The sequence below is a fragment of the Pseudomonas sp. NPDC089741 genome, assembly GCF_044748825.1.
Classification (GTDB): Bacteria; Pseudomonadota; Gammaproteobacteria; order Pseudomonadales; family Pseudomonadaceae; genus Aquipseudomonas; species Aquipseudomonas helmanticensis.
The window spans coordinates 125,919-142,795 of the sequence record NZ_JBIVGT010000003.1 but is presented as its reverse complement, the minus strand read 5'-3'; the positions used below and the strand labels follow the sequence as shown (position 1 = coordinate 142,795).

The window sequence follows — 16,877 nt, the reverse complement described above, 5'->3', positions numbered from 1 at the left end:
GGCTGTAGATCTCCATCGCCCCCGATCAAGACATGGACACGCCGATCATGAAACCCGGTAACGAAGTACTCGCTTTGCTACGCAACCAGCCTAGTGTCGCGATCAGTGCCTGGGGGTTCATCGTACGCGGCGATGCCCTCCGCGACGCGGTCGGAGGCGCATGCACGCTGACCTGCACGCGCTATAACCAGTCAAGTATCTACCGGATAGACGTGGTAGCCGGCGGTCCGGACTGGTACATCCCGTTCAGTCAGGGAGAAGCACGTTATTGCGACGTACCCAGCGGTCAACCCGATGGCACCCTGGTGGTGACCTATCCCATGAACGGCTGCGCGCTTTCGGTTCATGCCACCGCCACGGGCAATCGTTTTTTTCATGATTCCGATGGCAACGCCATGGGTGGCCTGGTCGTGGGCGCACAAAAGATCCGCGTGACCAACAATGACTATTCAGGCCCTGACAACACAACTCAGGAGCGTTGCCGCCGTTATTTCGGCCCGGACAAGGACAACACGGGTGGATATGAACACACCGTCATTTGCATCAAAAGAGGCGCGTATTGGCACGTTTACGGATCGGCAATCATCCGGGTCAACGCTGATGCATGGCAGGTGAAAGACCGAGTGCCTTATGCACTGGGCCAATTCGATGACTGAATTACAGGGAGTTGGATATGAGCCTTGACAGGACGACAAAGCATTTATTGGCCGGACACTTCGGCAACATTCCAGGCCCGGACGAGAGGACCTATACCGTTGCACAGACGCTCTCGGACTTTCTCACTTGGCGAGGGATAAATGCTCCAGGCGTCATTGCCGTTTGCTGGTCTGCACAAGGCTACTGGTACACCGCCGTTTCTCCGGACATACAGCGAAACATCAGGGCGATCACCGGCGGTTTTGGCGTCTCGAACTGGCTCTACCACGCAACTCGCCAGGCAATAGACGCAACGCCATACAACCACGAGCAGGGAATCTGCGCCTGCACAACGACGCTGCCGCAAATCAGCTCGCAGTACTGGAACCCAGGCTGTGCGGAGAAAAAAATCATCAGCGCGATACACCACTGGGGGGATGTCATCGTCGAGCTATCGCTGGCCGGCCACCCGGACATCGAAGACACCCGGGTTCTACACGCTTACGTGGCCGTCGCCAAAGCCGATGAACAATTCCTTGCGCCCTGCAGCAGTTGTCTGCAGGTGGCCAACGCCTACATTGAATAAGGAAAGGTGAGGCATGAGAATCGGGAGTTTCAACGTCGAAAAAAACGGTAAATCCTCCTCACAGGTTAAACAGACCCAAGTCGATTTTTTTCTGCACAACTGCTGTTCAAGTAATGCCTGGGATGCCGACATTGTCTTTTTATGCGAGATCCATTCGGCGCAGATCGTTAATTACCGCAGCAATCTCGCTGACATCTATCAGAACTACACGGTCTACTCTTTCACCGGTGGTTATTCGAACGCTTACATCGTCATGGTCAAAAGCTTCGAAAGGCTTCAAGTCTGTAGTCAGGGAAGCCTGCATGGCCTGAACCGAGATCTGATTGCCGTGGAGGCCAGTGGGGTCAACGGCTATACCGGCTATGTGTTTCTCGCGCACTTCAAATCCGGGCAGACCGGACTGACCCGAAGCCAACTTAAATCCTGCACCGCGCTGGGCGGTCGATGGGTCGCCACCGGCGATCTCAATCTGGATTACGCCAACGTCGGCCAACTCGACACCGCAGGCCTTGCCTACGATTGCTGGGGCGGGCAGCAGACACAAGCCAAAGGCGGGATTCTCGACTGGGTCCTGGCGTCGGCGGACGTGACCGTCAACGTCGTCGACATCACCGGGCTGGCGCATATCTTCGACATGTCTGGCCCGGATCACCGGCCGATTCTTTTTGACGTCACCGGTTGAAGTTCAATTTCCGCTGACTTTGAGGATTTTCGATGCCGCGTTCCGTCGACAGCAATACTTCGCTCTCCCTCACCGCCACCTCACTGTCGGCGCTTTTCCCTGAATCGCTGTCCGGCGAAGAAGCGCTCAATGCCCTCGGCTCACAAATCCTCAACGGCCTCAATGACGGCACCGCGCTCACCCTGACCAGCGCTGTCGCCAGCCACGTCACCACGACGTTGCACAACGATGCCCTGGTCCGCCCGTTCGATGCGCTGGTCGCCGAGATCCGCCAGCTCCCCGCCGATGCTACTGCTGAGCGCTATCAGCTATTGCTGAGGCCGTGGCTGTGGTGGCTGACACTCGGAAGCAACAATCGTATTTTCCAAAACCTTGCCACCTCCGACATCGTCACGACGATTTTCAAGGCGTACGGTTTTACCGATTTCAAACTGTCGCTGACCGGCAGCTACACGCCGCGCGAATACTGCGTGCAGTACGGCGAGAGCGATTTCGCCTTCGTCTCCCGGCTGCTCGAAGAGGATGGCATCTTCTGGTTTTTCACCCACGACGCCGGTAAGCACACATTGGTTTTGGGCGACAGCAACGACGCCTTCGTGCAGATTCCCAACGGGCCGAAGGTCAGCTATCTGGGGCAAGGACTGGGGCTGCGCGAGTTGCACGGGATCCGTTCAGGGCAGGTGTGTTTGCAGGCGGTGGCCGGGGTCTATCGGGCCACCGATTACGAATTCACCACGCCGACCACCTCGCTGTATGGCCAGGCTGAAGCAGTAGCCGGCCCGCTGTCAGTCTATGAACATCCGGGCGGTTACAACGCCAAAGCCCAAGGTGATGCGCTGACCAAGCAGCGCGTCGACGGTTTGCGCAGTGAAGAGAAACGCTTTGTCGGTGAGAGTGACTGTCGCTGGCTGATTCCCGGGCACTGGTTCACCCTCGACGGGCATGACGACAGCAGTCTGAACATCGATTGGGTGGTGACGCGGGTCACCCATGACGCCACTCACGAAAGCTATCGCAACCGCTTCGAAGCGATCCCCAAAAGCACCACGTTTCGCCCGCAGCGCACCACACCGAAACCACGCATGCATGCGCAAACAGCGATCGTCGTTGGCAAATCCGGCGAGGAAATCTGGACTGACGAATACGGGCGGATCAAGTTGCAGTTCCCTTGGGATCGCGACGGCAAGAACGACGAGACCAGTTCCTGCTGGGTGCGCGTGGTACTGCCGTGGAGCGGCAAGGGTTTCGGTATGCAGTTTGTGCCGCGCATCGGCCAGGAGGTCATCGTGACCTTTATCGACGGCGATCCGGATCGGCCACTGGTGACCGGTTGCGTCTACAACGGCGACAACGCCCTGCCCTACGCGCTGCCGGCCAATCAGACCCAGTCGGGGATCAAGACCCAGTCGTCCAAGGGTGGTGGCGGCTTCAATGAATTGCGCTTCGAGGACAAGAAAGACGCCGAAGAAGTGTTCTTGCAGGCGCAGAAAGATCTGAACATCAACGTGCTCAACGACACCACCGCCACCGTCGGCCACGACGAAACCCTCACGGTACAAAACGCGCGCACGCGCACGGTGAAGGACGGTGACGAAACCGTCACGCTGGAAAAGGGCAAACGCAGCGTCACGATTCAGACCGGCAGCGACAGCCTCGATGTGAAGGACAGCCGAACGGTGAAAGTCGGCGCCGATCAGAACCACAGCACCGGCGGCAACTACACCGACAAGGTCACCGGCGATTACAGCCTGACCGTGGACGGCAACCTGACCATCAAGGTCAGCGGCACCCTCACCCTGCAAAGCGGCGGCAGTTTCACCATCAAGAGCGGCGCCGATCTGGCGACGTCGGCCAGCACTTCGATCACGCAGAAGGCCGGCACGGCGCTGACCAATCAGGCCGGCACTTCGCTGGACAACAAGGCCGGCACGACGCTGACCAACGACGCCGGCATCAGCCTGACCAACAAGGGCGCGGCCTCGCAGACCGTCGACGGTGGCGGCATGCTGACCATCAAGGGCGGCCTGGTGCAGGTCAACTGACAAGGACAAGCCATGGCGATCATACCGCTGGATCTGCAGCAGGCGGACAAGCAGCTCAAGGGACGTTTGCAGGACGGTCAGCTCGACGGGCCGCTGAACATCAAGGATGACGGGCGCAAGCAGGCCGATCTGCATTACCGCGAGGGTGAGTTGCAGGGCACGTCACTGCTGTATCACCCGAATGGCAAGGTCTCGGCGCAAATGCCGTTCGTGCGCGACAAGCTGCAAGGGGTCGCGAGTTTTTACGCACCAGAGGGGTTTCTCCAGCGCAAGGCGACCTATCGGCGGGGGTTGTTGCATGGCGAGGCGTTCAATTACTTCCCGGACGGGCAAGTGGCGGAGGCGGAGTTTTATCGCGATGGCGTACGTGAGGGGCGTTATCAGCGCTTTCATGCCAATGGCAAACCGGCGCTGGAAGCTCGGTATCTGAATGGGCAGTTGATCGAGCCGGAGCAAGGTTATGCCGAGGACGGTCGACCGCTGGGCGCCGATGGCAAGCCGATTTCGCGGGTGCGCTGGTGGTATCGCCAGTGGGCCGATCCGCAGCAGGTCTGAAGTTTTCCGGCTGTATCGACTGGCCTCTTCGCGAGCAAGCCCGCTCCCACAGAATTTGTCGAACCCCACCGCCCCGTGTAGGAGCTGCCGAAGGCTGCGATCTATTGATCCTGTTTTATGATCGTTCCCACGCTCTGCGTGGGAACGCCTCAACGACGCTCTGCGTTCGGCTCTGGATGGAACGCAGAGCGTCCCGGGCTGCGCTCCCACGCGGAGCGTGGGAGCGATCATCAAGATCGCAGCCTTCGGCAGCTCCTACAGGGGTTCAGGGGATGAGCATCTGCATCTGCCCCGGCATGACAATCTTGATCACTCCCGCCCACGTGCACATCAGCGTGCTGTTGGCGTCGATCGCCGGCATCCCGCCCAGCAACAGCGTCGGCGCTCCACCGGGGATCCACGGCGCTGCGGTCGCCGGGATGCACGGCATCGGCGTCAACACGCCAAGCGCGGCAGCCGTCGCGGCGGCGACCATCGGATTGGCCAGGCTCATGCATACCCCGAACGGCAGGATGTTGACCAACGGGATGTGGTCCATGATGTTCGCCGCCGGCATGCCGCCGGTCAGCGTGCGATTCACCGGCAGCACGTTGAGCATCGACGGCGCGGCGCCAAAGCTGCATTGCAATGTGGCACTGGCACAGACTTGCGGACAGCCCATCTCAAGCCTCCTTGGCGAACACGGCATACCCGCTAAACCTTAGCCTGCGATGGCCCGGCGCGCACATTCCCAAAGGTGATTATCCGGCAACACGCTAACCTATAAGACCGACCCGCGCTTGTGACCGCCCGAGCGCGCCATTAGATTAGCCAATGATGTCTGGCCTCCAAAATAAGCAGAAGGGATAAGCATGGCGCTTACTGACCAGTCCACCCGTATCCGCTCTGGCGAAGAACTCGATGCCAGCCTGATCGATCCGTACCTCAAGGCGCACATTCCGGGCCTCAGCGGCACACCTGCGATCAGCCAGTTCCCCGGCGGTGCGTCGAACCTGACCTACCTGCTCGAATACCCGGAGCAGGAATTCGTCCTGCGCCGTCCGCCATTCGGCCACAAGGCCAAATCCGCCCACGACATGGGCCGCGAATTCCGCATTCTCAATCAGCTGCGCGACGGCTTTCCGTATTGCCCGAAAGCCTACGTGCACTGCACCGACGATTCGGTGATCGGCGCCGAGTTCTACGTGATGGAACGCGTCAACGGGATCATTCTGCGCTCGGAACTGCCGCCGGAACTGGGCCTCGATTCGGCGAAAACCGAGGCACTGTGCAAAAGCTTCATCGACCGTTTCGTCGAACTGCACCGCGTTGACTACAACGCTTGCGGCCTCGGCGATCTGGGTAAACCCGAAGGCTACGTCGCCCGCCAGATCAAAGGCTGGAGCGAGCGCTACGAAAAGGCCCTGACCCCGGACGCGCCGCACTGGCAAGCGGTGAAAGCCTGGCTCAACGACAAGATGCCGGCCGATCATCCGACCTCAAGCATCGTTCATAACGATTACCGCTTCGACAACGTCATCCTCGACCCGCACAACCCGATGCAGATCATCGGCGTGCTCGACTGGGAACTGACCACCCTCGGCGATCCGCTGATGGACCTGGGCAACACCCTCGCCTATTGGATTCAGGCCGACGATCCGGCGCCGGTGCAACTGATGCGCCGCCAGCCGAGCCACGCGCCGGGCATGCTCACGCGCCGCGAGTTCGTCGATTACTACGCCGAGCGTTCGGGCATCCAGATCGACAATTTCGACTTCTACTACACCTACGGCCTGTTCCGCCTGGCCGGCATCGTGCAGCAGATCTACTACCGCTTCTACCATGGCCAGACCCAGGACAAACGCTTCGCGCAGTTCATTCACATGAACAAACTGCTGGAGCAGATGAGCCTGCAAGTCATTGCGAAATCGAGCCTCTGACGGCCCACACCCAGGAACCCTTATGTCCAAGACTCAGTTGTTCGACCTCGACGGTAAAATCGCTTTCGTTTCCGGCGCCAGCCGTGGCATCGGTGAAGCGATCGCCAAACTGTTGGCCCAGCAAGGCGCCCACGTCATCGTCTCGAGCCGCAAACTCGACGGCTGCCAGCACGTCGCCGATGCGATCATCGCGGCTGGCGGCAAAGCCACTGCGGTGGCCTGCCACATCGGTGAAATGGAGCAGATTGCCCAGGTGTTCGCCGGGATCAAGGAACAGTTCGGCCGCCTCGACATTCTGGTCAACAACGCCGCGACCAACCCGCAATTCTGCAACGTGCTGGACACTGATCTGAGTGCCTTCCAGAAAACCGTTGACGTGAACATTCGCGGCTACTTCTTCATGTCCGTCGAAGCCGGCAAGCTGATGCGCGAAAACGGTGGTGGCAGCATCATCAACGTGGCGTCTATCAACGGTATCTCGCCGGGCATTTTCCAGGGCATCTACTCGGTGACCAAGGCGGCGGTGATCAACATGACCAAGGTCTTCGCCAAGGAATGCGCGCAGTTCGGCATCCGTTGCAACGCCCTGTTGCCGGGTCTGACCGACACCAAGTTCGCCTCGGCGCTGGTGAAGAACGACGCGATCCTCAAGCAGGCGCTGACGCAGATCCCGCTCAAACGCGTGGCCGATCCGAGTGAAATGGCCGGTGCGGTGTTGTACCTGGCGAGTGATGCGTCGAGCTACACCACCGGCGTTGCGCTGAATGTGGACGGTGGTTTCCTGTCCTGACCTCCAGCCACCCCATGTACTGATCGACTGACCCATGTAGGAGCTGCCGCAGGCTGCGATCTTTTGATCTTGTCTTTAAAAAAAGATCGCAGCCTGCGGCAGCTCCTACATGGATTGAATAATTATTCTGAAATTTGCATTAAGGGAATTTTTATTCCATAAATAGCCTTCCTGAAAATAAAAATCCAAAGGAAGAAGGCTATGCGCGAACTCGGTATCGGTCTCATCGGCACAGGTTTCATGGGCCGTGCCCATGCCTTGGCGTTTCGCAATGTCAGTGCAGTCTTCGAACTGCCATTCAAACTCAACCTCGCCGCCCTCACCGACGCCGATCCACAGCGTGCCCGCCAGTGTGCCGAAGCCTGGGGATTTGCCGCCCATCACAGCGACTGGCAACACTTGATCAATGACCCCAAAGTCAATCTGGTCGCCATCACCACCCCTAATCACCTGCACTATCCAATGGCCATGGCCGCCCTGGCTGCCGGCAAAGCGGTTTACTGCGAAAAGCCCCTGGCGGTGAGCCTCGAACAAGCCAGCGCGATGCGTCAGGCGGCGAGAGACGCCGGTGTGGTCACGCGGGTCGGCTACAACTATCAGCACAACCCGATGATCACCTTGGCGCATGACCTGATTCGCGACGGCGAACTCGGCGAGATCATCAGCTTTCAGGGCGAATTCAGCGAAGACTTCATGGCCGACCCCGATTCGCCGTGGTCATGGCGCTGCGATCCGGCGCATGCCGGCGGTGCACTGGCCGATCTCGGCAGTCACTTGCTGTCGATGGCGCGCTATCTGGTCGGCGACGTTGAAGCCGTTTGTGCCGACACTCACACCGTGCACACCCAACGCCCGGCCGGCACCACGCAAAAACCGATCAACGTCGACGATCAAGTGCACGCCCTGCTGCGTTTCGCCAACGGCGCCCGAGGCACGTTCAGCAGCAGTTGGCTCAAGCACGGCTACAAAAATCACCTGAGCTTTGAAATCAGTGGCACGCGCGGCACCCTGACGTTCGATCAGGAGCGTTTGAATGAACTGCGTCTGTTCCGCGCCGGGCAGGACGGCTTCCAGCGCCTGCTCGCCGGCCCCAACCTGCCGGGCTACGCCGCATTCAGCCCAGCCCCGGGTCATCAATTGGGCTACAACGAACTGAAGACGCTGGAGGTGCATGACGTGCTGATGGCGCTGGCCGGCAACCATCAGGGTGGCACCGACTTCGAACAGGCCTGGGCGGTCGAGCGTCTGGCCACGGCGATTCGCCTCGCTGCGCGCGAGCAGCGTTGGGTCAGCCTGGAAGAGGTTTGAGATTCAGGCGTCAATGACCTTCGGTAACTGCCAGCCGAAATGCACTGACAACAGGCGCAGCAGCAGACACGCTGCGCCTGCCAGCAACGCCGCTGCCACCGGCGACACACCGCAGCGCCGCGCGATGATCAACACCGCCGCACCGGTAAACGCCGAACTGGCATACAGATCCGCCTGCAGCACCACGGGTATCCGCGCCAGCACGATGTCCCGGATCACCCCGCCGCCGACGCCGGTAATCGTGCCCATCAGCATCGCCACAAATGGCGTAATCGCGAAATTCAAAGCCTTCTGCGCGCCGGCTACGGCAAACAGCGCCAACCCGGCGGCGTCCAGCACAATCAGGGTCGAACCGGACCAGCTCAGCACGTGTTCATGGAACACGAACGCCAGCCCGCCCATGAAAAACGCCAGCGCCGGATAGCGCCAATCGGCCACCGCGTTGGGTGGCGTGGCGCCAATCAGCAAGTCACGCGTCACGCCACCGCCGAGCGCGACAATAAACGCGATGACCATCACCCCGAGCAAGTCGAGCTGACTGCGCATCGCCGCAATGGCGCCTTCCACGGCAAACACCGCCGTGCCGAGCAGATCGGCCACCAGTACAATCCGCTCAACCCGGGACTTGTGCCCCGCCGGCGTTATTGAGTGACGCAACGGGTGGTGGTGGTGTGTCGAGTCACTTGCCCGTCGACATACATGTCGCCGGCAACCTCAGTGTTTTCGAGGACCTGGCATGTACGTTCCGGCGGTGGGGGTGGAGCAACAGGAGGCGGTGGCGGCGGACTGGCACAGCCTGCCAGCAGCACGGCAAAAAAAGCCAACGGCAACACGCGTTTCCCAGGATTGTTCATAGGACGACCCGCGATAAATGGAAGACAAACTTGCGCGACCCAACCGGCCACGCAAGACCTGACCACTCATTCTTTATAGCCGAGGCCACCGCAAGCGCCAGTAAAGGCGCCAGATCAGCCTGCGCGGGCTGTCGATTTCGCGCGCACAACCCGGTTTTGCGCTGACAACCCGGTGTTGCGTACGCACCTTGATCTCGCGCAGACAACCGGATTTGCGTTCACACCCTGATCTCGCGCTGACAACCTGATTTGCGTTCACACCCTGATCTCGCGCTGACAATCTGATTTGCGTTCGCCCCCTGATCTCGCTCTGACAACCTGATTTGCGTTCGCACCCTGTAGGAGCTGCCGCAGGCTGCGATCTTTTGATCTTGGTGTTCAGATGCAAGATCAAGATCAAGATCAACAGATGGCAGCCTGCGGCAGCTCCTACATGGGTTATGCCAGGTCGGGGTCGCGTGAGGCGCGCAGGGAGTTGCTTTCGAGTTCGTAGCGCAACTCTTCGATCAACGCCTCTACCGACTCAGGCGTACGCAGCGCGTCGAGTTTCAGCCCACTGATCACCAGGTCCACCTGCCCCGACTCCGGGTGATATAACTTCACGGTCAGCGAATGATCACCATCCACCAGACATTCACACGCCAGCGGCGAAAAACTGCGCTCAAGCTGTGCGCGCAATTGCGCAAGGTTCATCATTGAGTTGTTCCTTTGACGGCTTCGACGGGACACGATCCCAAGCCTGAAAAGGCTCGTATCGCACCCCACCAGACTAGGAACAGCGGCCTCGTCAAGACACCTCAATTTGCACCCCTCGCACTAGTGCATTTGCACCTCATCGCTGGCCCTTACCGGCCCAGTCGCCGGCAAACAGACCACGCTCCCGCGCCCAGACAATCGCCTCGCTGCGGCTGTGCACATCGAGCTTGGAATACACCGTCGCGACATGATTGCGCACGGTATTCGGTGCGAGTTTCAACCGTGCGGCGATCTCCTTGTCCGCCAGCCCTTCGCAGATCAACCCGAGCACATCGCGTTCACGTGCCGTCAGGTCAGTGAACGACACGCTCGGCAGCTGCGGCGAGTTGACCCTCTTCACATTGGCCAGCTTTTCGATCAGCGTACGGCTGAACCACGAAGCGTCTTTCATCACCTCTTCAATCGCTGCCACCAGCTCAAGCTCGGTGCGCTTGCGCTCGGTGATGTCCATCAACACCAGCAAGTAGCAGGGAATGTCCTGGATATTCACAGTGTCGGCAGACAGCGCGCACTCGAGCAGTTCGGCGTCCTTCTTGCGCACGCGCACATCGACCCGATCAACCCGGCCATTTTTCTCCAGCGCTGCCAGCAACCGCGTGCGTGCGCCGTTGTCATCGATGAAATCCAGCTGCGTCACGGTCCTGCCGAGCACCTCGCTGCCGTCGTAGGCGAGGGTTTCGAGGAAGGCCTGATTGACGTCGATGATCTGCTGCTCGTCAGCGCTGCAAATCAGGATCGGCACGGGCGTCAGACGGAACGCCTTGGCAAAGCGCTCTTCGCTTTGGCGCAACGCCACTTCGGCCTTGTGGCGCAATTCCATGTCGACGAAGGAAAACAGCATGCAATCCTCATCGTTGAGCGTCAGCGGTTGCCCGGCGACGATCACTTGCTTGCTGCTGCCATCGGGCAAGCGCAGTTCGGCCTGCATTTGCGGAATGGTCGCAACGTCGCGCAGACGCTGGATCGCCAAATCTTTTTTCTCGGCTCGCTCAAAAATATCGATCTCATAGGCCGAGGTGCCGATCACTTGATCGCGGGTGTAGCCGGTCATTTCCAGAAACCCCGGATTGACCTTGATGTAGCGCAGGTCGCTGAGACGGCAGATCACTGCCGGCGCCGGATTGGCGTTGAAGGTCTTTTCGAAGCGCTGCTCGGCGTTGGCCCAGTCGGTGACGTCGCTCATGATCAGCACCAGCGACTCGGGCTGCCCTTCGCGATCGGTGAGGATCATGCTGCGCACGCTGTGTACCCAGATGCGCTCCGGATCATCGGTTGGCGACACTTCAATCAGCACGTCATTAAAACTCTCACAGCGCGCCACGCGGCTGATCGGGTAGTTTTCAGCGGTGATCGAGTGATTGTTGCGATAGCGCAGGTTGAACTGTTTGGCGTATTCATCGGCATTGTGGCCCAGGTCAGTAATCCGGCTGACACCGTGCATGGCCAGCGCGGCTTCGTTGGCCCAAAGAATGCTCTGGTCCAGCTCCAGCAAAATCACCCCGTCCGACAGCCCGGCGATGATTTGCTGCAACTGGCGGCGATTGGTTTCGGTGGTCAGGACTTCCTGGCTCATTGGATCTCCACAAGTGATACGCCCATGTGAAGACTACGACCGCAGCCAATCGCGATCGTGCATCTCTATTCACACACAACACATCCCCCTGTAGGAGCTGCCGAAGGCTGCGATCTTTTGATCTTGTCTTTTAAAAACAACATCAAAAGATCGCAGCCTTCGGCAGCTCCTACAGGGGTTGGGGGTTGCCGTTGAGTTCGCGGAGGGTGTCGAGGAACAGTTTCAGGACTGCCGAGGCATCATCCGCGCGGTACGTCGCGTACAGCGGCACTTCCGGCAATGCCGGGGTCAGGCGGCGGAATACCAGTCCTGCCGGCGCCAATTGCTCGATGGACGCCGGCAACAGCGCCACGCCAAAACCTGCGCGCACCAGGCTGAGCAAGGTCTGCACCTCGATCACCTGCTGGCGGATCTGCGGCGTAAACCCGGCCTGAATGCAGCACTGATAGAGAAAATTGGCGAACCGCGACTGCTTCAGCTCCAGCGCGACAAACGGCTCCTGCGCCAGGTCCGCCGGCGCCAGCACTTCCCGCTCAGCCAATGGATGATCCGCCGGCATCACCACATGAATCGGTTCATAGATCAGCAGTTCATTGCGCAACAGCGGGTCGTCATAACCGACGCGAAACACGCAGGCATCGATGCGTTTCTCCTTCAACGCCTTGACCTGCGCCGCCGGGGTCATCTCGTGCAAGCGCCAGTTGACCTGCGGGTAGCGCTCGCGAAACAGGTGCAAGGCTCGCGGCAGCACGCCGACCATCACCGAACTGATCATGCCGATTTCCAGTTCACCGAGCTGACCACGGCCGGTCTGCCGCGTCAGATCCAGCGCCCGCTCGAGCTGCTCGAAAACCAGCGGCGCCTGCTCCTTAAGCATCTGCCCCGCCGCCGTCAGCTCGACCCGATGATGGCTGCGCTCGAACAGCGGCGTGCCGAGTTCCTCCTCCAGCAAACGAATCTGCTGACTCAGCGGCGGCTGGCAGATGTGCAAGCGCTCGGCAGCGCGACCGAAGTGCAACTCATCGGCCAACGCCATGAAGTACCGCAACAGGCGCAAGTCCATGGCGATTTATCCCAGGCTCAGTGGCGTCGAACGCTGGCGCACGCCGGTCAGCGCGAACAAGGCATTGGCGATGGCCGGCACCACCGAAGGGCTGCCCAACTCGCCAACGCCGCCGGGTTTGCTCGGTTCACCGTCAAGCACCAGGATGTCGGTGGCCGGCATATCGGACATGCGCGTGACGCGATAGTCGTGGAAGTTGCTCTGCACCACCCTGCCCTGTTTGATCTCGAGTCGATCGAACAACGCATGACCAAAGCCCCACATCAGGCCGCCGTAGATCTGCTCCTCGACACCGCCCGGCGACACGGCCAAACCGCAATCGACCACGCAGGTGAGTTTCTCGATTTTCGGCTTGCCATCCACCGTCGCGACCCGCGCGACTACCGCGATAAAACTGGTGTAGCCCTGATTGGTCGCGATCCCCAGCGCCGTGCCCGCTGGCAACGGCTGACCCCATCCGGCGCGCTCGGCAGCCTGTTTGAGCACCGCGACATGGCGAGGCCGCTCGTGCATATTGGCCAGCCGGAACGCCAATGGATCCTCGCCCGCCGCATGGGCCAGCTCATCCATGAAACTTTCCACGGCAAACACGTTGGGGATGAAACTCACCGAGCGATACCAACCGCTCGGCACATCGCTTTCGTGCTTGACCCAGTTCAGTTCCAGGTGCGGCGGACGATAGGCGAAGTCCCACGCGGTGATCGCTTCGGTGGTGCTGTAATCCATCTTGTCTGGACGTTCGAAATAACCCGGCTCCCACTGCTCCGGCGAGGCTGGCGACACCGCGTGCAGTTGCAGCGCGGTGAGTTTGCCTTGAGCGTCGAGCGCGCCTTTGACCCGATGCAAGGTCGCCGGGTGATTGAACAGCGCATGCATTTCGTCTTCGCGACTGTTGAGCAACTTCACCGGTACGCCGGTTTTCTGCGCCAGATACGCGACCTCGAACAACCAGTATTTGGCCTCCCTTGCACCGAAGCTGCCGCCAGAGACCAACTCATGAATGGTCACGTTGGCCTTGTCGATCCCGCACACGGTCTGCGCAGCTTCCAGCGCTGAGGACGGCACCTGCACGCCGCCCCAATAGGTGATCGCCTTGTCCTTAACCTGCGCGGTGATGCAGATCGGTTCCAGCGGGTTTTGTACTTTGTAGGGCATGGTGTAATCGGCTTCGATCAGCTTCGCCGCACCCGCCCATTGCCCGCTGACATCACCGTTGGACATGGCTTTGACCGTTTGTGCTTGCGGATCGCCGATGGCTTGGGCTTGAGCGCTGGACAACTGTTCACTGTCAAAACCGGCCAGCGGCGAATCGCTCCACTTGATCTCCAGCACTTTGCGGCCCTGCTGCGCCGCCCAGAAGGTATCTGCCAACACCGCGACGCCTTCCAGATTACCGCCGAGCACATCGGGACGCCCTGGAATCGCCAGCACTTTACGCACGCCCGGCACTTGCAGAGCGGCTGCTGAATCGACGCTGAGCACTTTCGATCCAACCACAGGCGCGCGCTGAATCACTGCGACCAGCATGTCCGGCAATTGCACGTCGATGCTGTACTTGAACCGCCCGCACACCTTGGCTGCGGCATCACGTTTGTGGCGCAGCTTGCCGATGTATTTGAACTGCGCCGGGTCTTTCAGCGTGACGTGGGTCGGCGCTGGCAGATTCGCCGCGACCCCGACCAGTTCGCCATAACCGAGGCTACGCTTACTCGACGTGTGAACGACGCGACCTTCCTCGGTGGTGCAACTGTCGGGGCTGACTTTCCACTGTTTCGCTGCAGCGGTAATCAACAGCGCCCGCGCCGTGGCACCGGCCATGCGCAAGCGATCGTATTCGAGGGAAACGCTGGTGCTGCCGCCCGTGGAGAAGACTTTCCAGATCGGATGAATGTAGGTTTCGAAGAATGGATCTTCCGGGGTGATCACCTGCACGGTCATCGGGTTGACGTCGAGCTCTTCGGCCACGCACGCAGCCAATGCCGTTTGTGTGCCGGTGCCGGAATCGTGCTTGTGTACGACCAGTTTCACCGTGCCGTCGGGGAAGATGCGCACCCAGGCATTCGGCTCGAATTCGCTGGCCGGTGCCGGGGCTTTCGGGTCGCTGGCGGCAATACCGCTCGGCAGGTACAGGGCAATCGCCAGGCCTGAAGCCACGGTCGCCGCTTGCTTGAGAAATACCCGGCGCGGCAGTTCGAGGCGGGTGTCGTCGATGAGGCTCATCAGGCCTCCTTCGGCGTATTCGCCGCGCGTTTGATGGCTTTGTTGATGCGCCCGTAAGTGCCGCAACGGCAGATATTTCCGGACATCGCATTGCGGATCGAATCGTCAGTCACCGCCGCACCGGTGTTGAGCAACGAGGCAGCGGACATGATCTGCCCGGATTGACAGTAGCCGCATTGCGGCACATCTTCGGCGACCCAGGCCAGTTGCAGCGGATGGTTTTGTGTCGGCGACAACCCCTCGATCGTGGTGATGCTATGGCCCGCGACGGCGGCCGCTGGCAGTTGGCAGGAACGCACCGCAACGCCGTCCAGGTGCACGGTGCAGGCACCGCACAGGCCCATCCCGCAACCGAACTTGGTGCCGGTGAGTTTCAGTTGATCACGCAAGACCCATAACAAGGGCATGGAGGAGGACGCTTCATCCAGCTCGCGTCGTTCGCCGTTAACCGTGAATGCAATCATTGTCAGGCTCCAAAAGAGCGGCCCGTCTTTGTGCGGGCCTGGTGACCGATTATTGGAACCCCGAGCAAAACCCGGCCAGCGACGATTTCTGCCAACCGCTGTAAGCAGGACTAACAACATGTACAAGCGATACCCGTCGGTGCAGTCCATGAGCGCGTTTATCCACGCCGCGCGCAGCGGCAGTTTCTCCAGCGCCGCGCGCAAACTTGATCTGACCCACAGCGCGATCAGTCAGCAGATCCGCGCGCTGGAAGATTTCATCGGCCAGCCGCTGTTCGTGCGTGAAGGCGGCGGCAGCAATCTGACCGATGCCGGGCAGTTGTTTGCCAGTGTCTTGTCGGATGGTCTGGCGCAGATTGACCGGGCGATTTCCTCGGTGAAAAACCGCAGCGTGGCGCAGCGTTTGACCCTCGACGTGGACAGCGAACTGGCGCAGAGCTGGCTCAATCCGCGCTTGCCGCAGTTGCTTGACGGGCTGCCGGATTACGAGGTGACGCTGCTGTCGATGCCGCGCAGTGATCGCAGCTCGTTTGAGCGGGTTGATCTGGCGTTGCGCTACGGCTATGGCGATTGGGATGACTGCGAGATGACGCAGATTTGTGGCGACCGAGTGTTGGCGGTGGCCTCGCCGGAATTGCTGGAGCGCTATGGTTTGCAGGTGCCGTTGAGTCCGGCGCAGATTCTTCAGTTGCCGTTGTTGGGGTATACGCGGCGGTCGTGGATTCCGTGGCTGGATGCGGCCGGGATGACGCCGACCGAGCCGCCGGCGCGGGTGATTTTTGATAATGCTGCCAACCTTATCGCCGCTGCAGAGGCTGGCGTTGGAGCGGGGCTGGTGCGCGGATTATTGGCGGCCGATGCGTTGCGCAGTGGGCGGTTGGTGGCGTTGAACGAGGCGCAGATTGCCGCGCATTACAACCTTTACGCGGTGTGGCCGCATGGGCAGGCGGAGCGTGTGGCGCCGGTGGTTGAAATCATCAAACAGTTGGCTTTGTGTACGCTTGAAATCCAGCCCTCACCCTAACCCTCTCCCAGAGGTAGAGGGGACTGATTGGGGGATATTGAAGAGTTACACCGACTTGAGAGATCAGCTGTGAATCTATAATCGACTCGATCTGAGAGGGGGATGCTTCAGAAAATCGTCGACCTGAATCTGCCTCACCGAATCCATAATCGACTCGGTTTCTCAGGTCGATGCATCGCGAAAAACACCTCGGTCGGCCCCCTCTCCCTCCGGGAGAGGGCTGGGGTGAGGGTAGCTCCTGATCTGCCCATATCGAACGCATATCACCACCCCGCCCAATTAATATTGTACGAACCCAACCCCGCCTTCCAATACTCGCCCTCAGCAGCCACCCACCCGGGCCGGATGCGAACAGGCGAGGGAATGCGCGTGTCTTGCGCATAGCAACGGCCGATTGCCCGGGAC

At 60.1% G+C, this 16,877-nt stretch carries 16 protein-coding genes; 9 read left to right on the top strand and 7 right to left on the bottom strand.

Going from position 1 to position 16,877, the window contains the following annotated elements; all coding sequences use genetic code 11:
• Positions 1-32: 32 nt before the first annotated feature.
• Genes ACIPZE_RS04685 through ACIPZE_RS04665 form a run of 5 tightly spaced genes read left to right on the top strand, consistent with a single transcriptional unit; the run spans position 33 to position 4,501 of the window.
• Positions 33-656, top strand: coding sequence for a hypothetical protein (locus ACIPZE_RS04685; RefSeq protein WP_400771673.1), 624 nt, complete (start codon positions 33-35; stop codon positions 654-656).
• 17 nt (positions 657-673) lie between these two features.
• Entirely contained in the window at positions 674-1,222 is a 549-nt protein-coding gene (locus ACIPZE_RS04680) for a hypothetical protein (RefSeq protein ID WP_283436103.1), read from the top strand.
• A 13-nt stretch (positions 1,223-1,235) separates the two neighbouring features.
• On the top strand, positions 1,236-1,904 hold the full coding sequence (locus ACIPZE_RS04675) for a hypothetical protein (RefSeq protein ID WP_283436102.1): 669 nt from the start codon (positions 1,236-1,238) through the stop codon (positions 1,902-1,904).
• A 32-nt stretch (positions 1,905-1,936) separates the two neighbouring features.
• Positions 1,937-3,946 (top strand): type VI secretion system tip protein TssI/VgrG, encoded by a 2,010-nt coding sequence (gene tssI / locus ACIPZE_RS04670; protein WP_400771671.1) that lies wholly within the window; start codon positions 1,937-1,939, stop codon positions 3,944-3,946.
• Between the two features lie 12 nt (positions 3,947-3,958).
• Positions 3,959-4,501, top strand: coding sequence for a toxin-antitoxin system YwqK family antitoxin (locus ACIPZE_RS04665; protein WP_400771669.1), 543 nt, complete (start codon positions 3,959-3,961; stop codon positions 4,499-4,501).
• Positions 4,502-4,766: 265 nt separating this feature from the next.
• Here the strand turns inward: ACIPZE_RS04665 and ACIPZE_RS04660 are convergent, their stop codons facing one another.
• A complete protein-coding gene (locus ACIPZE_RS04660; protein ID WP_129394389.1) occupies positions 4,767-5,162 on the bottom strand; it encodes a DUF4280 domain-containing protein in 396 nt (131 codons plus the stop codon).
• Between the two features lie 190 nt (positions 5,163-5,352).
• Between ACIPZE_RS04660 and ACIPZE_RS04655 the strand changes: the two genes are divergently transcribed.
• The 3 genes from ACIPZE_RS04655 (at position 5,353) to ACIPZE_RS04645 (ending at position 8,518) form a co-directional block, all read left to right on the top strand.
• Positions 5,353-6,420 carry a phosphotransferase family protein gene (locus ACIPZE_RS04655; RefSeq protein WP_283436098.1) on the top strand — a complete coding sequence of 356 codons (1,068 nt, stop codon included), beginning with the start codon at positions 5,353-5,355 and terminating at the stop codon, positions 6,418-6,420.
• A gap of 22 nt (positions 6,421-6,442) precedes the next feature.
• The gene (locus tag ACIPZE_RS04650) at positions 6,443-7,210 is read left to right on the top strand and encodes an SDR family oxidoreductase (protein ID WP_016985259.1); all 768 of its coding nucleotides are present in this window, start codon (positions 6,443-6,445) and stop codon (positions 7,208-7,210) included.
• Positions 7,211-7,411: 201 nt separating this feature from the next.
• Positions 7,412-8,518 carry a Gfo/Idh/MocA family protein gene (locus ACIPZE_RS04645; protein ID WP_283436097.1) on the top strand — a complete coding sequence of 369 codons (1,107 nt, stop codon included), beginning with the start codon at positions 7,412-7,414 and terminating at the stop codon, positions 8,516-8,518.
• Between the two features lie 3 nt (positions 8,519-8,521).
• On the opposite strand, the gene ACIPZE_RS04640 is transcribed toward ACIPZE_RS04645, so the two are convergent.
• From ACIPZE_RS04640 to ACIPZE_RS04615, 6 genes are all read right to left on the bottom strand, one after another.
• Positions 8,522-9,118, bottom strand: a complete 597-nt coding sequence (locus tag ACIPZE_RS04640) for a trimeric intracellular cation channel family protein (RefSeq protein ID WP_400771666.1) — start codon at positions 9,116-9,118, stop codon at positions 8,522-8,524.
• A gap of 692 nt (positions 9,119-9,810) precedes the next feature.
• Positions 9,811-10,068, bottom strand: coding sequence for a DUF1652 domain-containing protein (locus ACIPZE_RS04635; RefSeq protein ID WP_129394393.1), 258 nt, complete (start codon positions 10,066-10,068; stop codon positions 9,811-9,813).
• 136 nt (positions 10,069-10,204) lie between these two features.
• Positions 10,205-11,701: a helix-turn-helix transcriptional regulator gene (locus tag ACIPZE_RS04630; RefSeq protein WP_400771664.1), complete on the bottom strand. Its 1,497-nt coding sequence runs from the start codon at positions 11,699-11,701 to the stop codon at positions 10,205-10,207.
• A gap of 169 nt (positions 11,702-11,870) precedes the next feature.
• Entirely contained in the window at positions 11,871-12,764 is an 894-nt protein-coding gene (locus ACIPZE_RS04625) for a LysR substrate-binding domain-containing protein (protein ID WP_283436094.1), read from the bottom strand.
• Positions 12,765-12,770: 6 nt separating this feature from the next.
• Positions 12,771-14,984 (bottom strand): molybdopterin cofactor-binding domain-containing protein, encoded by a 2,214-nt coding sequence (locus tag ACIPZE_RS04620; protein ID WP_400771662.1) that lies wholly within the window; start codon positions 14,982-14,984, stop codon positions 12,771-12,773.
• Positions 14,984-15,448: a (2Fe-2S)-binding protein gene (locus tag ACIPZE_RS04615; protein WP_400771661.1), complete on the bottom strand. Its 465-nt coding sequence runs from the start codon at positions 15,446-15,448 to the stop codon at positions 14,984-14,986. Before ACIPZE_RS04615 ends, ACIPZE_RS04620 begins: the two co-directional genes overlap by 1 nt.
• Positions 15,449-15,566: 118 nt before the next feature.
• On the opposite strand from ACIPZE_RS04615, the gene ACIPZE_RS04610 reads away from it, so the two are divergent.
• Positions 15,567-16,472 carry a LysR substrate-binding domain-containing protein gene (locus tag ACIPZE_RS04610; protein WP_283436091.1) on the top strand — a complete coding sequence of 302 codons (906 nt, stop codon included), beginning with the start codon at positions 15,567-15,569 and terminating at the stop codon, positions 16,470-16,472.
• Positions 16,473-16,877: the final 405 nt, after the last annotated feature.

Coding starts and splice junctions, on each gene's coding strand:
- ACIPZE_RS04685 (WP_400771673.1), top strand. CDS start 33: ATGGACACGCCGATCATGAAACCCGGTAACGAAGTACTCGCTTTGCTA.
- ACIPZE_RS04680 (WP_283436103.1), top strand. CDS start 674: ATGAGCCTTGACAGGACGACAAAGCATTTATTGGCCGGACACTTCGGC.
- ACIPZE_RS04675 (WP_283436102.1), top strand. CDS start 1,236: ATGAGAATCGGGAGTTTCAACGTCGAAAAAAACGGTAAATCCTCCTCA.
- tssI (WP_400771671.1), top strand. CDS start 1,937: ATGCCGCGTTCCGTCGACAGCAATACTTCGCTCTCCCTCACCGCCACC.
- ACIPZE_RS04665 (WP_400771669.1), top strand. CDS start 3,959: ATGGCGATCATACCGCTGGATCTGCAGCAGGCGGACAAGCAGCTCAAG.
- ACIPZE_RS04660 (WP_129394389.1), bottom strand. CDS start 5,162: ATGGGCTGTCCGCAAGTCTGTGCCAGTGCCACATTGCAATGCAGCTTT.
- ACIPZE_RS04655 (WP_283436098.1), top strand. CDS start 5,353: ATGGCGCTTACTGACCAGTCCACCCGTATCCGCTCTGGCGAAGAACTC.
- ACIPZE_RS04650 (WP_016985259.1), top strand. CDS start 6,443: ATGTCCAAGACTCAGTTGTTCGACCTCGACGGTAAAATCGCTTTCGTT.
- ACIPZE_RS04645 (WP_283436097.1), top strand. CDS start 7,412: ATGCGCGAACTCGGTATCGGTCTCATCGGCACAGGTTTCATGGGCCGT.
- ACIPZE_RS04635 (WP_129394393.1), bottom strand. CDS start 10,068: ATGATGAACCTTGCGCAATTGCGCGCACAGCTTGAGCGCAGTTTTTCG.
- ACIPZE_RS04630 (WP_400771664.1), bottom strand. CDS start 11,701: ATGAGCCAGGAAGTCCTGACCACCGAAACCAATCGCCGCCAGTTGCAG.
- ACIPZE_RS04625 (WP_283436094.1), bottom strand. CDS start 12,764: ATGGACTTGCGCCTGTTGCGGTACTTCATGGCGTTGGCCGATGAGTTG.
- ACIPZE_RS04620 (WP_400771662.1), bottom strand. CDS start 14,984: ATGAGCCTCATCGACGACACCCGCCTCGAACTGCCGCGCCGGGTATTT.
- ACIPZE_RS04615 (WP_400771661.1), bottom strand. CDS start 15,448: ATGATTGCATTCACGGTTAACGGCGAACGACGCGAGCTGGATGAAGCG.
- ACIPZE_RS04610 (WP_283436091.1), top strand. CDS start 15,567: ATGTACAAGCGATACCCGTCGGTGCAGTCCATGAGCGCGTTTATCCAC.